The sequence below is a fragment of the Micromonospora sp. ABR4_055 genome, assembly GCF_056160425.1.
Map to the genome: position 1 here is coordinate 1 of NZ_JBSWXD010000019.1, position 18,131 is coordinate 18,131.

At 71.2% G+C, this 18,131-nt stretch carries 13 protein-coding genes and 1 pseudogene; 8 read left to right on the forward strand and 6 right to left on the reverse strand.

The genetic code is table 11. The features are described 5' to 3' along the window. Positions 1 to 118 precede the first annotated feature (118 nt). Positions 119 to 2,182, reverse strand: a complete 2,064-nt coding sequence (locus ACXAHD_RS07490; RefSeq protein ID WP_475049411.1) for a transglycosylase domain-containing protein — start codon at positions 2,180 to 2,182, stop codon at positions 119 to 121. Positions 2,183 to 2,364: 182 nt separating this feature from the next. On the opposite strand from ACXAHD_RS07490, the pseudogene cobC reads away from it, so the two are divergent. From cobC to cobA, 3 genes and pseudogenes are all read left to right on the forward strand, one after another. Then, positions 2,365 to 3,456 (forward strand): annotated as a pseudogene (gene cobC, locus ACXAHD_RS07495) (Rv2231c family pyridoxal phosphate-dependent protein CobC); the annotation flags it as partial. 47 nt (positions 3,457 to 3,503) lie between these two features. Further along, complete coding sequence (gene cobT / locus ACXAHD_RS07500; protein WP_289213622.1) at positions 3,504 to 4,553, forward strand: nicotinate-nucleotide--dimethylbenzimidazole phosphoribosyltransferase; 1,050 nt, start codon at positions 3,504 to 3,506, stop codon at positions 4,551 to 4,553. Further along, a complete protein-coding gene (cobA, locus tag ACXAHD_RS07505; RefSeq protein ID WP_281551175.1) occupies positions 4,550 to 5,830 on the forward strand; it encodes a uroporphyrinogen-III C-methyltransferase in 1,281 nt (426 codons plus the stop codon). Before cobT ends, cobA begins: the two co-directional genes overlap by 4 nt. 46 nt (positions 5,831 to 5,876) lie before the next feature. Here cobA and otsB read toward each other — a convergent pair whose 3' ends face one another. Together otsB and ACXAHD_RS07515 are read right to left on the reverse strand one after the other, a co-directional pair. After that, a complete protein-coding gene (gene otsB / locus ACXAHD_RS07510; RefSeq protein WP_281551174.1) occupies positions 5,877 to 8,486 on the reverse strand; it encodes a trehalose-phosphatase in 2,610 nt (869 codons plus the stop codon). Next, on the reverse strand, positions 8,487 to 9,884 hold the full coding sequence (locus ACXAHD_RS07515; RefSeq protein ID WP_281551173.1) for an alpha,alpha-trehalose-phosphate synthase (UDP-forming): 1,398 nt from the start codon (positions 9,882 to 9,884) through the stop codon (positions 8,487 to 8,489). 359 nt (positions 9,885 to 10,243) lie between these two features. Between ACXAHD_RS07515 and ettA the strand changes: the two genes are divergently transcribed. From ettA to ACXAHD_RS07535, 4 genes are all read left to right on the forward strand, one after another. Beyond that, positions 10,244 to 11,920, forward strand: coding sequence for an energy-dependent translational throttle protein EttA (ettA, locus tag ACXAHD_RS07520; RefSeq protein ID WP_281551172.1), 1,677 nt, complete (start codon positions 10,244 to 10,246; stop codon positions 11,918 to 11,920). 82 nt (positions 11,921 to 12,002) lie between these two features. Then, a complete protein-coding gene (locus ACXAHD_RS07525) occupies positions 12,003 to 12,425 on the forward strand; it encodes an acyl-CoA thioesterase (protein ID WP_281555672.1) in 423 nt (140 codons plus the stop codon). After that, on the forward strand, positions 12,422 to 13,195 hold the full coding sequence (locus ACXAHD_RS07530; RefSeq protein WP_475049378.1) for a DUF8185 domain-containing protein: 774 nt from the start codon (positions 12,422 to 12,424) through the stop codon (positions 13,193 to 13,195). The genes ACXAHD_RS07525 and ACXAHD_RS07530 overlap by 4 nt, the downstream gene beginning before the upstream one ends. A gap of 129 nt (positions 13,196 to 13,324) precedes the next feature. Continuing rightward, positions 13,325 to 13,957: a type III secretion system chaperone family protein gene (locus ACXAHD_RS07535; RefSeq protein WP_281551170.1), complete on the forward strand. Its 633-nt coding sequence runs from the start codon at positions 13,325 to 13,327 to the stop codon at positions 13,955 to 13,957. 7 nt (positions 13,958 to 13,964) lie between these two features. Here the strand turns inward: ACXAHD_RS07535 and ACXAHD_RS07540 are convergent, their stop codons facing one another. The 3 genes from ACXAHD_RS07540 to ACXAHD_RS07550 all read right to left on the reverse strand — a co-directional run bounded on the left by ACXAHD_RS07540 (position 13,965) and on the right by ACXAHD_RS07550 (position 17,337). Further along, positions 13,965 to 14,435 (reverse strand): globin, encoded by a 471-nt coding sequence (locus ACXAHD_RS07540; protein ID WP_281551169.1) that lies wholly within the window; start codon positions 14,433 to 14,435, stop codon positions 13,965 to 13,967. Between the two features lie 68 nt (positions 14,436 to 14,503). Beyond that, a complete protein-coding gene (locus tag ACXAHD_RS07545; RefSeq protein ID WP_281551168.1) occupies positions 14,504 to 15,937 on the reverse strand; it encodes an MFS transporter in 1,434 nt (477 codons plus the stop codon). A 266-nt stretch (positions 15,938 to 16,203) separates the two neighbouring features. Continuing rightward, positions 16,204 to 17,337, reverse strand: a complete 1,134-nt coding sequence (locus tag ACXAHD_RS07550) for a mechanosensitive ion channel family protein (protein ID WP_475049415.1) — start codon at positions 17,335 to 17,337, stop codon at positions 16,204 to 16,206. A 219-nt stretch (positions 17,338 to 17,556) separates the two neighbouring features. Here ACXAHD_RS07550 and ACXAHD_RS07555 point away from each other — a divergent pair, with 219 nt between their 5' ends. Continuing rightward, on the forward strand, positions 17,557 to 18,090 hold the full coding sequence (locus tag ACXAHD_RS07555) for an HNH endonuclease (protein WP_281551167.1): 534 nt from the start codon (positions 17,557 to 17,559) through the stop codon (positions 18,088 to 18,090). Positions 18,091 to 18,131: the final 41 nt, after the last annotated feature.

Below are 18,131 nucleotides of genomic sequence, written 5' to 3' on the forward strand. Positions count from 1 at the left end.
GGATAAGATCGTCGGCAGCGGCAGGTGTGGAGAAGAGACAGCGGCCGCACCGCACCCGGCCGGGCCGCGGCCGCCGTCGGTCGGCGACGACGAGGACACCGAGCCGGTGCTGGTGGCCTCAGCCGACGATCTCGGCTGACGGCGGGGTGAACTGGCGTGGCGGTTTGCCCTTGAGGGCGTTCTTCAACGTTCCGGCGGCCGAGTCCACCGGCTTCTGCGACTGCCAGTCGCCGACCGCGTTGAACGGGTTGTCCGGGTCGGCGATGAAGCTGGCCACGGCGAGTTCCGGGGTGTAGCCGGTGAACCAGGCGGACCGGGTGCTGTCGGTGGTACCGGTCTTGCCGGCAACCGGCCGCCCGACCGCCTTGGCGACCCCTTCGGCGGTGGCCCAGCCGCCACAGCCGCCAGCGGCCGGGCGGTCACCGACCGGGCAGCGGGCGGCGTCGGTGGCGGCTCGGGCCACGTCCGGCGAGAAGGCCGCCCGGCAGCGCGGGGTGGCCACCTCGACGTCGACCCCGGTCAACGCCCGGTAGGTGACCGGGCTGCCGTCCGGGTTCTCCACCGCCAGCACCGGCGAGTCCTCGCAGTGGCTGCCGTCGGCGGCGATGGTGGCGTACGCGTTCGCCATCTCCAGCGGGGTCACGTCGGAGACACCGAGGGTGAACGCGCCCCACTTGCTGGCGTACTCCGGCGAGGCGTTGCGCCGGTCGACGTCGGTGCGCCAACGCAGCCCGAGCCGCTCGGCCATCTGCACCGCCTTCTCCGCGCCGACCTGCTGCAGCAGCCAGACGAAGTAGGTGTTGACCGACTTACCGAACCCGGACCACATGTAGTGGAAGCCGGCCATCGACCCGTCGGCGTTGCTCGGGCACCACCGTCCGCCGCAACTGCTGCTGCCCTGGCCGCCGTCGTAGATGGAGTTGATCCGGTGCGGCGCGTTGAATCCGGAACGCAACGGCATTCCGGCGTCCAGCGCGGCCAGCATGGTGAACATCTTGAAGGTCGAGCCGGCCTGGTACCCGGGCAGGTCGCCGCCGCCGAGCAGCGGTGTCACCGTGTTCGGGTAGTTGCCTTTGACCTTCTCCCGCAGGTTGGGGTTGGAGTGCTGGCCGTTGCCGGTCTGGTCGAGCGAGTAGACCCGGTTCACCGCCATCGCCTTGACCTGTCCGGTGCCGGGTTCGACCGCCACCAGGCCGTGCGCGAACGGGCTGCCGATCGACTCCCGGGAAGTGACCTGTTCCTGGGCGACCTTCTGGATGCCGGGGTCGAGGCTGGTGACGATCCGGTACCCGCCGGTACGCAGGTTGGCCAGCCGCTCGGACGGGCTGTCGCCGAACGCCTTCTGGCTCATCCACCAGGACTTTAGGTAGTCGCAGAAGAAGCCCCAGTCGTTGTGCTCCTGCGGCACCGACACGCACTCGTTCGGCGGGGTGCTCAGGTTGAGTCGGATCGGTTCGGCCTTGGCCTGCTCGGCCGCGACCGGGGAGAGGTAGCCCAGGTCGGCCATCCGGTCGATGACGTAGTTGCGCCGCTCGGTGGCCGCGGCCTGGTCCGATGTCGCCGGATCGTACTCCGACGGTGCCTTGACCAGTCCGGCGATCAGCGCGGCCTCGCTGGCGGTCAGCGCCTTCGGGTGCTTGGAGAAGAAGATCTCCGCGGCGGCGTAGATGCCGTACGCCCGGTGACCGAAGTAGGCGGCGTTGAGGTACCGCTCCAGGATCTCCGGTTTGGACATCTGCTTCTCGAGCTCCATCGCGATCCGGATCTCCCGGATCTTGCGGCCGGGGGTCTGTGCCGTGGCTGCCTGCAGCTCCAGCGGGTTCTGGGCGGTCTGCTGCAGGGCGAGCCGGACGTACTGCATGGTCAGGGTGGAGCCGCCCTGGGACACCCCGCCGGCCTGCTGGTTGGCGACGAACGCCCGGGCGACGCCCTTCGGGTCGACGCCGGAGTGCTGGTAGAACCGGTTGTCCTCCGAGGCGACGATGGCCTGCTGGATGAACGGCGACATCTCGGTCAGCGGTACGTACTTGCGGTGCTCCTCGTAGAACATCGTCACCAGGGTCTTGCCGTCGGCGGCGTAGACGTACGACGTCTGGGCCGGCTGGGCGTCGCGCAGCTCGCTGGGAATCTGGTCGATCGCCCTGGTGCTGGCGATGATGCCGAGTCCGGCGACGGCGGCCATCGGGTACGCGGCGGCGGCGACCACGACACCGGCGATCAGACCGGCCCGGAGCAGTTGGACGAGGCGGCCACGGCGAGCGGGGTGGCGGGTGTGTTTCCTCACGGCCCAAAGCTAAGCCGGACAGCTACAAAAAGTGACCAAAAGGATTAAAACCACAAGACGAATCGTGTCACAAGCGTCACCCTTCGTCGATTTCATCCCGCCCGCCCGGCATGATCGCCACCATGCAGGAGTACGATCTCGGGCACCACGGCGACGTCGAGGCCACCCCCGGCCTGATCGACCTGGCGGTCAACGTCCGCGTCGGCGAACCGCCGCGCTGGCTGACCGATCCGGTCCGAGCCAGCCTGCGCGACCTCGCCCGCTACCCCGACCAGCGGGCCGCTGTCACGGCCGTCGCAGCCCGGCACCGCCGGCCCGCCAGCGAGGTGCTGCTCACCGCCGGCGCCGCCCAGGGCTTCGTACTGATCGCCCAGGCGCTGCGCGACGCCCGCCACCCGGTGGTGGTGCACCCGCAGTTCACCGAGCCGGAAGCCGCGCTGCGCAACGCCGGGCACCGGGTCGACCGGGTGTTGTTGTCCGCCGACACCGGGTTCACCCTCGACCCCGGCCTCGTCCCGGCCGACGCGGACCTGGTGCTCATCGGCAACCCGACCAACCCGACGTCGGTGCTGCACCCCGCCGAGACGGTCGCCGCGCTCACCCGACCCGGCCGGGTCGTCGTCGTCGACGAGGCGTTCGCCGACACTACCTGCGCCGCCGACGGACCGGGTGAACCTCAGTCCCTGGCCGACCGGCGCGACCTGCCCGGACTCGTCGTGGTGCGCAGCCTGACCAAGACCTGGGGCCTGGCCGGGTTGCGGATCGGTTACCTGCTCGGCCCGCAGCCGCTGCTGCGCCGGCTCGCCACCGCGGCGCCGCTGTGGCCGGTCGCCACTCCGGCGCTGGTCGCCGCCGAGGTGTGCGCCAGCCGCCGGGCGGTGGGCGCCGAACGCCGGTTCGCCGCCGCGCTCGCCACCGAGCGCGCCCACCTGGTCCGACGGCTCGCCGAACTGCCCGCGGTCACCGTGGCCGGCACCCCGGCCAGCGCGTTCGTCCTGATCCACGTCGCCGGTGCGCAGCGGGTTCGGCACCGGCTGCGCGAGCGTGGCTACGCGGTACGCCGCGGCGACACGTTCCCCGGGCTGGGTGTCGACTGGCTGCGGATCGCGGTACGGGACACTGCCACCACCGACGCCTTCGTCTCCGTGTTGTCGACCACCCTGGAGGACTGATGCCCGACGGCTCTGGAGGTCCTGCGCCCGACGGCCCGACCGGCTCACTGGTCGAGGCGACCCTGGCGCGGATCCGGCCACCTGACGGTGACGCGATGACTCAGGCCCGCGCACTGCACGCCCGGCTGACCAAGCCGGCCGGCTCGCTCGGCGCGCTGGAGGAGCTGTCGGTGCGGCTCGCCGGCCTCGCCGCGGCCTGCCCGCCACCGCTGCCCGAGCCCGGCGCGGTGGCCGTTTTCGCCGCCGACCACGGGGTGCACCGGCAACGGGTCACCCCCTGGCCGCAGGAGGTCACCGCGCAGATGGTGGCCAACTTTCTGGCCGGCGGCGCGGTGGTGAACGCCTTCGCCCGGCAGATGGGGGCCAGCGTCACCGTGGTCGACGTGGGCGTGGCCGCGCCGCTGGAGCCCGCCGCCGGGCTGGTGTCGGCCCGGGTACGCCCCGGCACCGCCGACCTGTCCAGCGGGCCGGCGATGACCGTCGACGAGGCCTGTACCGCCGTCGAGGTGGGCATCCGGGTCGCCGGCGACCTGCATGACGGTGGCGCCGCCAGCCTGCTCACCGGGGACATGGGGATCGCCAACACCACCGCGGCGGCGGCCCTGATCGCCGGCTTCACCGGTGCGGCGGCAGCTGATGTCACCGGCCGGGGTACCGGGGTCGACGAGCCGACGTACCAGCGGAAAATGTCCGTGGTGGACGCCGCGCTGCGCCGGCACCGGCCGGACCCGGCCGACCCGGTCGGCGTGCTGGCCGCGCTCGGCGGGCTGGAACACGCAGCGCTCTGCGGCTTCCTGCTCGGTGCCGCCGCCCGGCGGATCCCGGTGATCCTGGACGGGGTCAGCGCGGTGGCCGCCGCGCTGGCCGCAGCGGCCCTGGCCCCGCACGCCACCGCCGCGATGGTCGCCGGGCACCGTTCGGTGGAGCCGGGGGCTACCGTTGGGCTGCGCCAGCTCGGCCTGCACCCATTGGTCGACCTGGAGCTGCGCCTGGGAGAGGGCACCGGCGCCCTGCTCGCCTGGCCGATGATGGTCAGTGCGGTCCGGGTCCTGCACGAGGTGGCCACCTTTGACGCGGCGGGAGTTTCCGAGAAGTGAATCTTTACCCACTGGGGCTGCGGCTGGACGGCCGGCGGGTGCTGGTGGTCGGCGGCGGCGCGGTCGCCACCCGGCGGGTGCCGGCGTTGCTGGACGCCGGAGCCGACGTGCTCGTCGTGTCACCCGAGCTGACCCCGGCTTTGCACGGGCTCGTCACCGCCGGGCGGCTGAGCTGGCGGCAGCGGCGGTTCCAGCCCGGTGACCTGGACGGGGCCTGGCTGGTCCAGGTCGCCGTCGACGACCCGGCGGCGGCGGCCGAAGTCAGCGCTGCCGCCGAGCCCCGGCGGGTGTTCTGCGTTCGGGCCGACGACCGGACCGAGGCGACCGCCTGGACGCCGGCGGTGACCCGGCACGGCCCGGTGACCGTGGCGGTGCTCGGCGGCGGGGACCCGCAGCGGGCGGTCCGGGTCCGGGACGCGATTGACCAGCGGCTGTCCGACGGCACCATCCCGGTCGCTGACCCCGCCGGGGAGGCACCGGCCACCGCCGGCCCCGGCCCGACCGGCCGGGTGGTCCTGGTCGGCGCCGGCCCCGGCGACCCGGAACTGATCACCGTGAAGGGCCGCCGCGCGCTCGCCGAAGCCGACGTGGTGGTCGCCGACCGGCTGGTGCCCGGGCTGCTGTTGGACGAGCTGCCCGCCCGGGTCGAGCTGGTCGACGCCGCGAAGATCCCGTACGGCCCGGCTGCCGCTCAGGAGGAGATCAACCGGATCCTGGTGGACCGGGCCCGGTCCGGATCCACAGTGGTCCGCCTCAAGGGCGGTGACCCGTACGTCTTCGGCCGGGGCGGCGAGGAGTTGCTGGCCTGCGTCGAGGCGGGCGTACCGGTGTCGGTGGTGCCCGGCGTGAGCAGTTCGGTCGCGGCACCCGCCGCCGCCGGTATCCCGGTCACCCACCGGGGGGTGGCCCACGAGTTCACCGTGGTCTCCGGCCACCTGCCGCCGGGGCACCGGCTGTCGCTCGTGGACTGGCCGGCGCTCGCCCGGCTGCGCGGCACCCTGGTGGTGCTGATGGGGCTGAAGAACCTGCCGGCGATCGCCGGGACGCTGCTCGCCAACGGCCGTGGCGCGGACACCCCGGCGGCGGTGGTGCAGGAGGCGACCACCGGTGCCCAGCGGGCGCTGACGTCGACCCTGGGCGCGGTGGCCGGCGAGGCCGCCGCAGCCGGACTGCGGCCGCCGGCCGTGGTGGTCGTCGGCGACGTGGTCGGCACGCTGGACGTGCCGACCGATCGAGCCGACCGGCCGACCGGCCGAGCCGACCGGACCGAGGACTGAGCGGTCCGGCGTGCCGGGGGAGCGGCGCGCCGGACCAGCTGCGGTTTCAGAGCTTGAGCATGTCGTCCAGCAGCAGCGCGCACCGGATCAGCCCCAGATGGCTGTACGCCTGAGGATGGTTGCCCAGCCCGCGTTCGGCGAGCGGATCGTACTGCTCGGGCAGCAGACCGGTCGGGCCGGCGGTGTCGATCATCTGCTCGAACAGCTCCTCGGCGTCACCGCGCCGCCCGGTGCGCAGGTACGCCTCGATCAGCCAGGCGGTGCAGATGTGGAACCCGCCCTCCCGGCCGGGCAACCCGTCATCCCACCGGTAGCGGTAGACCACCGGGCCGCTGCGCAGGTCCGCCTCCACCTTGAGCACGGTGGCGAGGAACCGCGGGTCGTCGTCGGGCAGCAGCCCGGACAACCCGATCCACAGCGAGGAGGCATCCATCTCCTCGTCGCCGTAGGCGACTGTGTACGCGCCGGCCTTGGCATGCCAGCCGTGTTCCAGCACGTTGCGGCCGATCCGGTCGCGTAGCTCGACCCAGTCTGGCCGTTCGCCGCCGCCGTGCCGGCCCGCCATCCGAAGCGCCCGGTCCACCGTCATCCAGCACATGACCTTGGAGAAGACATGGTGCCGGGGAGCGAGCCGGGCCTCCCACAGTCCGTGGTCCGGCTCGTGCCAGCGGCGCTCGACCGCCTGCACCATCGCCTCCAGCACCCGCCACTCGTCATCGTGCACGGAACCACGGGCATCGGCGACCACCGCGAGCAGGTCGGCGATCGGCCCGAACACGTCGAGCTGCAGCTGGTGGTTGGCCAGGTTGCCGACCCGCACCGGGCGGGAACCAGCGTAGCCGGGGAGGGTGTCGATGACCGCCTCCGCGCCCAGCTCCAGTCCCTCCACCGTGTAGAGCGGGTGCAACCGCTCCGGGTGGCCGCCGGTGCGCTCGACGCAGCCGTCCACCCAGCGTAGGAACGCCTCGGCCTCGGCCAGCGAGCCGAGGTCGACCAACGCCCGGGCGCTCATCGCCGCGTCCCGCAGCCAGCAGTACCGGTAGTCCCAGTTGCGTACCCCGCCGAGCTCCTCGGGCAGTGAGGTGGTCGCGGCGGCGAGGATCGAGCCGGTCGCCTCGTGGCACAGCCCTCGCAGGGTGAGCGCGCTGCGGGCGACCAGCTCCCGGCCGGTGTTCGGCAGCCGCAGTTGCCGGACCCACTCCCGCCACGGCTGCTCTGCGGTGGACTGGCGGTCCTGCACGGTGACGGTGTGGTGCTCCAGGCTGTGCGAGCCGAACCGCAGTTCCATGGTGAGCATGCCGTCGACAGCAGCCAGGTCGACCAGGGCTCGGGCGGTTTCCCGGCCACCGTCGTCGATGACCTTCCACTCCACCCCGGGGGAGTAGAGGGCGACCGGCTCGTTGGAACCGAGCACCAGCAGCCCGTCGCCGAGCGGCTGCAACTGCACAGCCACCTGACCGAACTCGGGGCGTGGCGCGAACTCCAGCTGTGCCTGCCCGGTGCCGGTGAGCACCCGGACCAGGGTGGAGTCGGCGCCCGGCAGCACCGTGTCGCCGGCTGAGGACTCGGCTGGCGGGTGGTCCAGCCAGTCGGTGACGGTCAGCCCCGACCAACGGGTCTCCACGGTCATCGTGCCGGGCCGGTAGCGCTGGCCCAGCGGGAACCCGCCGCGGGCCGGTGCGACGGTGAAGTGCCCGGCCGGTGCGCCGCCGAGTAGATCGGCGAAGATCGCCGACGAGTCCGGTTTGGGGTGGCAGAGCCAGGTCACCTTGGCGTCCGGGGTGAGCAGCGCGATGGTCCGGCCGTTGGCCAGCATCGAGTGGCGCTCGATCGGCACCGCGTGCTCGCCGTAGAGCCAGTTGCGCCGGGTCTCCAGCAGGACGCCGAGCACCCGTGCGGCGTCGATCGGCTCGGCCACCCGGAACGGCGCCCGGGTGTCACCGTCGCCGATCTTGATGCCGACGTCCGGACCGTGCAGGTTGGCGAAGGCGCTCTCGTCGGTGATCGAGTCGCCGATGAAGAGCACGCCGCTGGCCGACGTCTGGGTGCGGATCTGGTCCAGGGCGGTGCCCTTGTCGGTGGCGACCACCGACAGTTCGACGACCTCCTTGCCCTGGGTGACGGTGACGTCCGGCCATGCGGCGGGCCCGGTGTTGACCGCCGCGACGACCGCTTCGGTGACCGCCGGATCGGCGCCCCGGGTGTGCACCGCGACGCTGGCCGGCTTGACCTCCAGCCGTACCCCGGGCTGGTCCTTGATCAGCTGCCGTAGCTCCCGCTTGAGCTGGGAGTGCACCTGCAGTTGCTCGGGGGCCAGCCGTTCGACGAAGCCGATGTCGAACTCGGACCCGTGGCTGCCGACCAGATGGACCTCGCTGGGCAGCCGGGACAGCGCGGCGAGGTCGCGCAGCGCTCGGCTGGAGACCACCGCGACGGTGGTCTGCGGCAGCGCGGCCAGCGCCCGCACCGCCGCGACCGACTCCGGTAGCGGTACGGCTCGGGTCGGGTCCTCGACGATCGGTGCGAGGGTGCCGTCGTAGTCGCAGGCCACCAGCAGTATCGGCATCCGGGCGATCCGCCCGATCGCCGCGCGCAGCTCGGGATCGATCTGATCCGCGGCCGCGCGTACGTCCCCGTCAAGGACGGACGTTCTCATTCATTCCTCCGTCTCGGGCACACCGAGTTCTGTGAGGAAGGAGCGGGCCCAGTGGCCGACGTCATGGGTCCGCAGATGGCGCTGCATGATCCGCATCCGCCGCCGGGCCTCGGAACTGTCGACATGCACCGCCCGCAACAACGCGTCCTTGACGCCGTCCGGGTCGTGCGGGTTGCACAGGAACGCTTGACGCAGCTCCGTTGCGGCGCCGGCGAACTCACTGAGCACGAGGGCGCCGCCGGTGTCGGCGCGGGCCGCGACGTACTCCTTGGCCACCAGGTTCATTCCGTCTCGCAGTGGTGTCACCATCATCACATCGGCCGCGCGGTAGAGCGCGGCGAGTTCACTGCGACTGTACGACTGGTGCAGGTAGTGCACGGCGGGCACACCCACCCGGCCGAATTCACCATTAATCCGGCCAACTTCGCGCTCAACCTTGACCCGAAGTGCCTGGTAGTGCTCGACCCGCTCGCGGCTGGGGGTGGCGACCTGCACCATAACCGCGTCCGGAACTGTCAGCTTTCCGTCAGCAAGAAGTTCCCGGAACGCTTTCAGCCTGAGTTCGATCCCCTTGGTGTAGTCGAGCCGGTCCACTCCGAGGATCACCGTCTTCGGATCCCCCAGCTCGGCGCGGATCTGCTTGGCCCGTGCCTCCACCGTCGGGTCGTGGGTCATCCGTTCCATCTCCGGAACGTCGATCGAGATCGGGAAGGCGCCGGCCTTGACCTTACGGCCGTCGACCTGGATCATCTGGCCCTCGTACCGCAGCCCGAGCAGGTGGCGGGCCAGCCGGACGAAATTCTGCGCGGCCAGCCGCTGCTGGAAGCCGACCAGGTCGGCGCCGAGCAGCCCACGCAGGATCTCGGCGCGCTGCGGCATCTGCATGAACAGCTCGATCGGTGGAAACGGGATGTGCAGGAAGAAACCGATCCGCAGGTCCGGGCGGATCTCCCGGAGCATGGCCGGCACCAACTGCAGCTGGTAGTCCTGCACCCACACCGTGGCACCCTCGTCGGCGACCTCCGCAGCCGCCTCGGCGAACCGGGCGTTGACCACCCGGTACGCCTCCCGCCAGCGGCGCTTGAACGCCGGCGTTTCGACGGCGTCGTGATACAGCGGCCAGATGGTGGCGTTGGACTGACCTTCGTAGTACCGTTCCAGCTCTTCCGCGCTCAGCGGGACGGGGTGCAGCCGGATGCCTTCGAGGTCGAAGGGCTCCGGCGCCGCACCTGCGCCACCGGCCCAGCCGACCCAGGTGCCCTGGTGCGCGGCGAGCACCGGGTGCAGGGCGGTCACCAGACCACCGGGGCTGCGCCGCCACTGGCGGCCTTCCGGCGTGGTCACCTCGTCCACCGGCAGGCGGTTGGCGACCACTACGAACGAGCTCCGAACCGTCACGTTCCGTACACCTCCGGTGATTACGGGACCGCCATGAGCGTACTGTGCGGGCCAGACGGGCGGACCCCCGTCCCCCTCTTGGTGCCCAGCTGATCAGGACTTCGAAACCCGGCCGGACGCAATGCGGCAGGTACCACCGGCGGGAACCTCCCAGTCGTCCGGTGGGGTGAGGTGCGGCTGGGGCGTCGGACCTGTCAGGATTGACAACGGCGTACGCACCGATCGGACCGTCGTACCGCGCACGACCGCGTACCGCGTACCACCCGTAGCCGCTCCGGTCGGTGCCGGCGGCCGGTACGCGGGGTCGTGACCTGCCCGTACCGACGGGTCCCACGAGAGTTCTGGAGGTAGGCCGCACCGTGGCCCAGTTCATCTACGTCCTGGAAAAGGCGCGCAAGGCGCACGGCGACAAGGTCGTGCTGGACAACGTGACGCTCAACTTCCTGCCGGGTGCCAAGATCGGTGTGGTCGGCCCGAACGGCGCCGGCAAGTCCAGCCTGCTGAAGATCATGGCGGGCATGGACCGGCCGAGCAACGGCGATGCCCGGCTGATGCCCGGCTACACCGTCGGCATGCTCGCCCAGGAACCGCCGCTCAACGACGCGAAGACGGTGCTCGGCAACATCGAGGAGGCGGTCGCCGAGACCAAGGCGAAGCTGGAGCGGTTCAACAAGATCGCCGAGCAGATGGCGACCGACTACTCCGACGAGCTGATGACCGAGATGGGTCAGCTGCAGGAGGATCTGGACCACGCCGACGCCTGGGACATCGACTCCAAGCTCGAACTCGCGATGGACGCGCTGCGCTGTCCGCCGCCGGACGCCGAGGTGACCCAGCTCTCCGGCGGTGAACGCCGCCGCGTCGCGCTGTGCAAACTGTTGCTGGAGGCGCCGGACCTGCTGCTGCTCGACGAGCCCACCAACCACTTGGACGCGGAGAGCGTGCACTGGCTGGAGCAGCACTTGGCCAAGTACGCCGGCACCGTGATGGCGATCACCCACGACCGCTACTTCCTGGACAACGTCGCCAACTGGATCCTCGAGCTGGACCGTGGCCGGACCTATCCGTACGAGGGCAACTACTCGACGTACCTGGAGAAGAAGGCCGCCCGGTTGGCGGTCGAGGGGCGTCGCGACGCCAAGCTGAAGAAGCGCCTCGGCGAGGAGCTGGAATGGGTCCGGTCCAACGCGAAGGCACGCCAGACCAAGTCCCGGGCCCGGCTGGACCGCTACGAGGAGATGGCCAGCGAAGCGGAGAAGACCCGCAAGCTGGACTTCGAGGAAATTCAGATTCCGCCGGGGCCGCGGCTGGGCAACACCGTCATCGAGGCGGTGAACCTGAAGAAGGGCTTCGGCGACCGGGTCCTCATCGACGACCTGAGCTTCTCGCTGCCGCGCAACGGAATCGTCGGCATCATCGGCCCGAACGGCGTCGGTAAGACCACGCTGTTCAAGACGATCGTCGGGCTGGAGCAGCCGGACAGCGGCCAGGTCCGGGTCGGCGAGACCGTGGAGCTGTCGTACGTCGACCAGAACCGTTCCGGCCTGGACAGCAGCAAGACGGTCTGGGAGGTGGTCTCCGACGGGCTGGACCACCTGATGGTCGGCAAGGTGGAGATGCCGTCCCGGGCGTACGTGGCCGCGTTCGGCTTCAAGGGACCGGATCAGCAGAAGCCGACCAAGGTGCTGTCCGGTGGTGAACGTAACCGGCTCAACCTGGCGCTCACCCTGAAGATCGGTGGGAACGTCATCCTGCTCGACGAGCCGACCAACGACCTCGACGTGGAGACGCTGTCCAGCCTGGAGAACGCGTTGCTGGAGTTCCCGGGGTGCGCCGTGGTCATCTCCCACGACCGGATGTTCCTGGACCGGGTCGCCACGCACATCCTGGCCTGGGAGGGCGACGACACCAACCCCGCGAAGTGGTTCTGGTTCGAGGGCAACTTCGAGGCGTACGAGAAGAACAAGATCGACCGGCTCGGCGCGGAAGCGGCCCGACCGCACCGGGTGACCTACCGCAAGCTGACCCGTGACTGATGCGGCACTGGCCGGGGCCTCGTCGACGACCGGCGAGGTTCCGGCCGCCGGCGGTGGCCGGCGCTACACGTTTCACGCTGCGCTGCGCTGGTCCGATCTCGACGCGTACGGGCATGTCAACAACGCCCGGTTCCTGACGCTGTACGAGGAGGCCCGGGTCGCGTTGATGTTCTCCGGCGGGCGGGCCTGGGGCATCGGTTCGTTCGCCGACGGGGTGCTGATTCACCGGCACGAGGTCGACTACCTGCGCCCGGTCGACTACCGGATGGGCCGGTCGACTGCCGACCAGGCACCGACCGTCCGAATCGAGCTCTGGATCGAACAGGTCCGTCCGTCGCGGTTCACGGTCGCCTACGAGATGTTCGACGGCGATCTGCTGGTCAGCCGGGCCCGTTCGGTGCTGGTGCCGTTCGACCTGGAGCGGGGGCGGCCACGTCGGCTGACCGAGGCGGAGCGGGCCTTCCTGCTGCCGTACGTCCGACCGGCCGATGCCGCCGAGGCATGATGGCCGGCCGTACACCCCGGGCTGACCCGGCGTCGGCCGGTCACCGGCTGACCGGGCTGACCGACGCCGGCGCGTTCCTGGCCCGGCTGGTCCGGCTGGACCCCGACGCGCCGGTCCGGCTGCGGTCGGCCGGCCGGGACCGCACCGAGCTCTGGGCCCGCCTGCCGTGGGCGGTCCTGGTGCAGCGGACCGTCTCGGGGCCCGGCCCGGGGGACGCCACGGTGTCCGCTGCGGAGTTGCTGGCCCGGCTGACGGCGGTCTCCACCGGGTTGCCGCCGCGCCGGGACAGCGCGTGGCGGTGGCCGTTGCCGCCCGGCCCGGCGCGGGCCGTCGAGGTGGTGCCAGCGGCCGATCTGCGCCGGGTCGCGGTGGCGGCGGCCGGCACCTTGCGAGCCGCCGAGACGCAGGGCGTCGGTGGACGGGCGGTGGGCCAGCGGGCGGTACGGGACGCCCTGCTCGACCACGTGGCCGTGGTGGTGACCGACGACGGTCCGACCGGCGAGCGGATCGAGATCCGCCAAGGGCTGGTGCAGGCGGTGGCCCGGATGGGCTTTCTCGGCACGACCGAGGGGCCGGTCGGTCGGCCGGAGCCGGTCGACTGTCAGGACCGGACCGACCTGTCGGGCCGCCCCGTGGATCAACCGCAATCGGTGGTACGGGTCAGGACAGTAGGTAATTGGGTAGCACTTGATGCGCCGTTCGGGGTTGCCTGGACACAAAGAGCTAATAATCTTGCGCTCATGCCGACGATCACTCAGCCGAAAGTATGATGCTACCTCATCCCTCTGGTTCGGGGGGTTCGTTGGGGGGGTGTCTAGGAACGGCTATCCGGGTACCGTCGGGCCTCGGATCCGACGCAACGTAGGCACCCGGATCCGCTGGGGAGTGAGGTGCGGATAATGCCATGGTGGTCGTGGCGCTCCGGTCACGCAGATGGCGGTGAGCCGGATACCCGAAGCAGGACCGGAGTGGACGGCGGTGTCCGACTTGGACCGCCCGCGCCACGAACGCCGGAGCAGGCGCCCCGGTCGTCGACCGAACTCGGGCCGACCAGACCTGCGGGGCCGTCCTGCCCGATGCCGTCGCCGGCAGCGGGCAAGGAGCTCTCGCCGCAGGTGGTGCCGGTGACCCTCCGTCGGATCGGCACCGCATTGGACATGTTGGACATTCGGTATCTCGCGGACGGTGATGGCAGCCTGCTGGCGATGTGGGAGCGGCACGCCGTCCTGTTCACCCTCGAAGGGCCGGAGGACGAGATCCTGGTGGTCCGCGCCCGACCGCACTCCACCGTGCCGCCCGACTGGGCAGACCGTGCCTACCGGGTGGTCAACGAGTGGAACCACACCAGACGGTTCTGCAAGGCGTACGTCGGCGACCCTACCGACCGGAGTCAGCTGCCCATCTACGCCGAGCTGCAGGTCCCACTCGCAGCCGGAGCCAACGACGCGCTGCTGGTCGAGCTGCTGGACTGTGGAGCGGCCGTAGCGACCAGTTTCGTCGACTGGCTGCACGACGAGGGTGCCCTGCTCTGACGGCCGGTCAGCCGCTGGCCAGGTCGCGCCGGGGCGGTTCGGTCGGGTCCATCTCGTTGACCATGAAGTAGGCGGCCCGCTCCAGGTAGTCCCAGAGCATCCCGGCGAGCTCCGGATGCAGGTCCAGCCGGTCGACCGCCCGCCGCATGTGGGTCAACCAGGCGTCCCGCTCCGCCGGACCGATCCGGAACGGTGCGTGCCGCATCCGCAGCCGGGGGTGCCCACGCTGCTCGGAGTACGTGCCGGGGCCACCCCAGTACTGCATCAGGAACAGGGTCAGTCGTTCCGCAGCCGGCCCCAGATCCTGCTCCGGGTACATCGGGCGGAGCAGCGGATCGGTGGCGACACCGGCGTAGAACTCGTCAACGAGCCGGCGGAAGGCAGGCTCGCCGCCGATGGCGGCGAAGAAGGTCGGGGTGGGACCGCCGGCTGCGGGCGTCGCGCCGGCCGGGCCGTTGGCAGGATCTGACGCTGTCACCACTCCATCCTGCCAGCCGGTGCGCAACCGGCCGGTGCCCGGTGCCCGGTGCGGTGTACCAGCGTCGCTCAGGCGCTGCCGACCTCGTCGGACTGCTGCGCGTCACGGGCCTGCGGTACGGGGCTGCCGTTGCTGGCCGCCGGGTTGGCGGCGGGGCCGGTGGCGGAAGTATCCGGCGTGCCAGCGGTCGCTGTGCCGGGTCTACCGCCGGTCGAGGCACCGGGGGCGGCTGCGACGGCGGCGATCGCCGCGTCGAAGCGCTCCTCGGCCGGCCACCGCAGCAGCGCCAGGGAGATCACCACCGCGCCGGTGAGGCTCCACAACCCGACCACGGTCGGGATGTCGAACCGGTCGGCGAGCAGACCGGTGACCAGCACCGCAGCTCCCTGGCCGACCTGGATGCCGGTAGCGATCACGCCGAACGCGCGGGCCCGGTAACCATGCGGTAACGCCTGGACGAACAGCCCGTTGGTCACCGGCAGTAGGCCGGCCACCGCGAAGCCGCAGACCCCGGCGAGGATCGCCACCACCGGCGGCGAGGGGTCGAGCAGGGTGGGGACCAGCGCCAGCGGAGCGATCACCGCGAACGGTCGGATCAGTCTGCGCCGACGCCCCGGACGGACCAGCCGGCCGATCAGCAGGCCGCCGACGATGTAGCCGGTCGGGCTCGCCGCCATGATCATCGCCTGGGCGAGACCCCGCTCGGAGTCGGAAACCCCCGGCTCGGCCGCCCAGGCGGCGGCCAACCCCTCCGGCACGATGGCGAACAGCGGGACCGTCCAGACCAGGATCGCAATGGCCCGCAGCACGTCGGTACGCCACACCAACTGGAAGCCCTCGGCGGTTTCGCGGAGCAGATGCTGGCGGCGGTCCGGGGCGGTGGCCGCCGGACGGGCCCGGACCCCGAGCCGGATCACCAGGGCCGAGACGGCGAAGGTGGTGGCATTCAACAGCAACGCAGCCCGTGGGTTGACGGAGGCGATCGCCGCGCCGGCGACGTAGCCGCCGACCTGGGCGAGCTGGCCGGTACTGGCGATCAGCGACAGCCCCACGATCAGCCGGTCACCGGTCAGCACGGTCGGCATCAGCGCGGACCGGGCGGCCTGGTTCGGCGGATTCGCCAGTGTGGTGCAGAACAGCAGGCTGATCATCGCCCAGACCGGCAGGCCGGGGGTGGCGACCACGGCGATCAGGGCCATCCGGATCAGATCGGTGGTCATCATCACCCGGTGGTACGGGTGCCGCTCGGCGACCGTGGTGAGCAGCGGACCACCGATCAACCAGGGCAGGAAGCTGACCGCGAAGGCGGCGGCCGACAGGGCCACCGACTCCGTCTCCCGGTAGACCAGGACGGTGACCGCTGCCTTCGCGATGTAGTCGCCGATCCAGGACAGCGCCACCGAGACGAAGAGAAAGCGGAACTCATCCGCCGCGAACACCTCGCGGAAGGTCGCCGGACTCCCGGCGGTTTGTGCCTCGTCGGACACGGACGGCGCCTCCATCGTTCTCGGCGGCACCCGCTCGTGGCGGGTACTACCGGGGAACGTCCCGGACGTACGGCTGAGCGAAGTGGTGGTGACACTCCGATGACACTCGTCCCGGATCATGCCCGATCGGGTGACATCTGGCTAGTGTGAACGGCTAGTTTGTCGTCACTCCGACTAAACATTCGGATGACAACCAGTTCGCCATACGGTGCATAGCCCCTGCTAGTCGGCCGAGGCGGGCGCGTCGTCCCGGCACTCGGACGCGTCGTCCCGGTGACCGGTCAAGTCGTTCCGCCCTGGCCGGGCTCCTCCTGCCCACCTCCCGACCCACGGGCGACGAACATCCGCCCGGCCACGATCTGTGCCGAGATCCCGGAGGTGTGCAGTGCCGCGGCCAGTTGACGGCGCAACTCGCGGCCCACCACGAACTGCCCCTCGGCGGTGGTCTTGGCGACCGTACGGATCACCGCGCCGTCGACCGTGACCTGCTCGACGCCGAGCACGTCCGGCGGCTCCACGAAGTGGCCGGCCATCTTCCCATCGGCGGCCACCCCAAGGGCGGCGGTACGCAGCACCGCAGCGGCCTGCTCGGTGTCGGCGAAGCCGACCGGCATGTCGACCACCACCATGGCCCAGCCCTGGCTCTTGTTGCCGACCCGGATGATCTCCCCGTTGCGGATGTACCAGAGCACGCCCCGGGCGTCCCGGACCGTGGTGATCCGCAGACCCACCGCCTCGACCACGCCGGTCGCCTCGCCAAGGTCGACAATGTCGCCGACGCCGTACTGATCCTCCAGCAGCATGAACAGCCCGGCGAGCAGGTCCTTCACCAGCGTCTGCGCCCCGAAACCCAGCGCGATGCCGGCGATGCCGGCGCTGGCCAGCAGCGGGGCCAGGTTGAAGCTCAGCTCACCCAGCACCAGCAGTACGGCGATCCCGAACACGGTCGCGCTCACCGTGCTGCGCAGCACCGAGCCGATCGCCTCGGCGCGTTGCCGCCGCCGTTCCGGCATCACCACCGGCCCGGCCGGCGGGGTCCGTTCCCGCAACGGCCGCAGGATGGTCGGCCCGGCGACCGTCGAGGTACTGGTCACCAGCCGGCGGATGGCCCGGTGCAGCAGGTACCGCAGTACCACCGCGACCGCGATGATCAGCACGATCCGCAGGGGTTTGACCAGCAGCCAGAAGCTCCCCTCCGCCAGCCACGGCAGCCCGGTCCAGTCGAGCACCTGACTGCAGACCGGGTCGTCGTCGGGGCACACCGGGCTCACCGAGGGCTGCGGCTCCGGTTGAGCCCACTGGTACGGCGGGTCGGTCGCCGGGTCGGGAGGCTCGGGGTCAGCGGGGGCGGGCGATCGTGCGGTCACCGTCAATTCGTACCGTACCGCCCTGCCCGGTCGGCGGCCGACCCGCACTGTCGGCCTGACCAGGTGGAACACCACAGCGACCGGCCATCGGCCGAACGCCCGAGGGGTCAGGCCCGAATAGTACGTGCATTCGGGTCATCAATCGGGGACTATTGGCGCACGGGCGCTGGCGATTCGCCAGCGCCGGTCGCGGTCCGACCTTCGGTCCGCGTCGAGTCGCAGTCGGCACTAGGAGCGGGTGGGAACACAACCGAGAGGGTGAGCGGGATGCCTGACATACGACCCACGGTGGGCTCCGGTTCGTTGGTGCTCAACGCGACGTATGAGCCGCTGTGTGTCGTATCCGTACGCCGGGCCGCGATCCTGGTCCTGTCCGCCAAGGCGGTCTGCGTCGCCGACGGCGAGGGCATGCTGCACAGCGCCCGGCACTGCCTGCCGGTGCCGTCGGTGGTACGGCTCACCCGCTACGTACGGGTGCCCTACCGGACCCACGTCGGACTTTCCCGCCGGGCCATCTTCGCCCGCGACGGCTGGCGGTGCGCGTACTGCCGGGGTCCGGCGGAGACCATCGACCATGTCTTTCCCCGCAGCCGTGGTGGCCGGCACATCTGGGAGAACGTCGTCGCCGCCTGCGCCCGCTGCAACCACAGCAAGGGCGACCGGACCCCGGCCGAGCTGGGGTGGCGGCTGCCATCCCCGCCGGCCGCCCCGAAGGGCACCGCCTGGCGGGTGCTCGGGCACCGTGCGCCGGATCCGCGCTGGGCCGACTGGCTCGACCTGTCGTCCGAAGCCGTCGCCTGAGCCGGTGCGGGCCGGCTCAGGCCGCTGTTGGCGGCTGCGGG

What these genes read in the sequence shown, in the direction of transcription:
- ACXAHD_RS07545 (WP_281551168.1), bottom strand. Translation starts at nt 15,937, where the DNA reads ATGGAGGCGCCGTCCGTGTCCGACGAGGCACAAACCGCCGGGAGTCCG.
- ACXAHD_RS07535 (WP_281551170.1), top strand. Translation starts at nt 13,325, where the DNA reads ATGCCATGGTGGTCGTGGCGCTCCGGTCACGCAGATGGCGGTGAGCCG.
- ACXAHD_RS07490 (WP_475049411.1), bottom strand. Translation starts at nt 2,182, where the DNA reads ATGGCCGCCGTCGCCGGACTCGGCATCATCGCCAGCACCAGGGCGATC.
- ACXAHD_RS07530 (WP_475049378.1), top strand. Translation starts at nt 12,422, where the DNA reads ATGATGGCCGGCCGTACACCCCGGGCTGACCCGGCGTCGGCCGGTCAC.
- otsB (WP_281551174.1), bottom strand. Translation starts at nt 8,486, where the DNA reads ATGAGAACGTCCGTCCTTGACGGGGACGTACGCGCGGCCGCGGATCAG.
- ACXAHD_RS07555 (WP_281551167.1), top strand. Translation starts at nt 17,557, where the DNA reads ATGCCTGACATACGACCCACGGTGGGCTCCGGTTCGTTGGTGCTCAAC.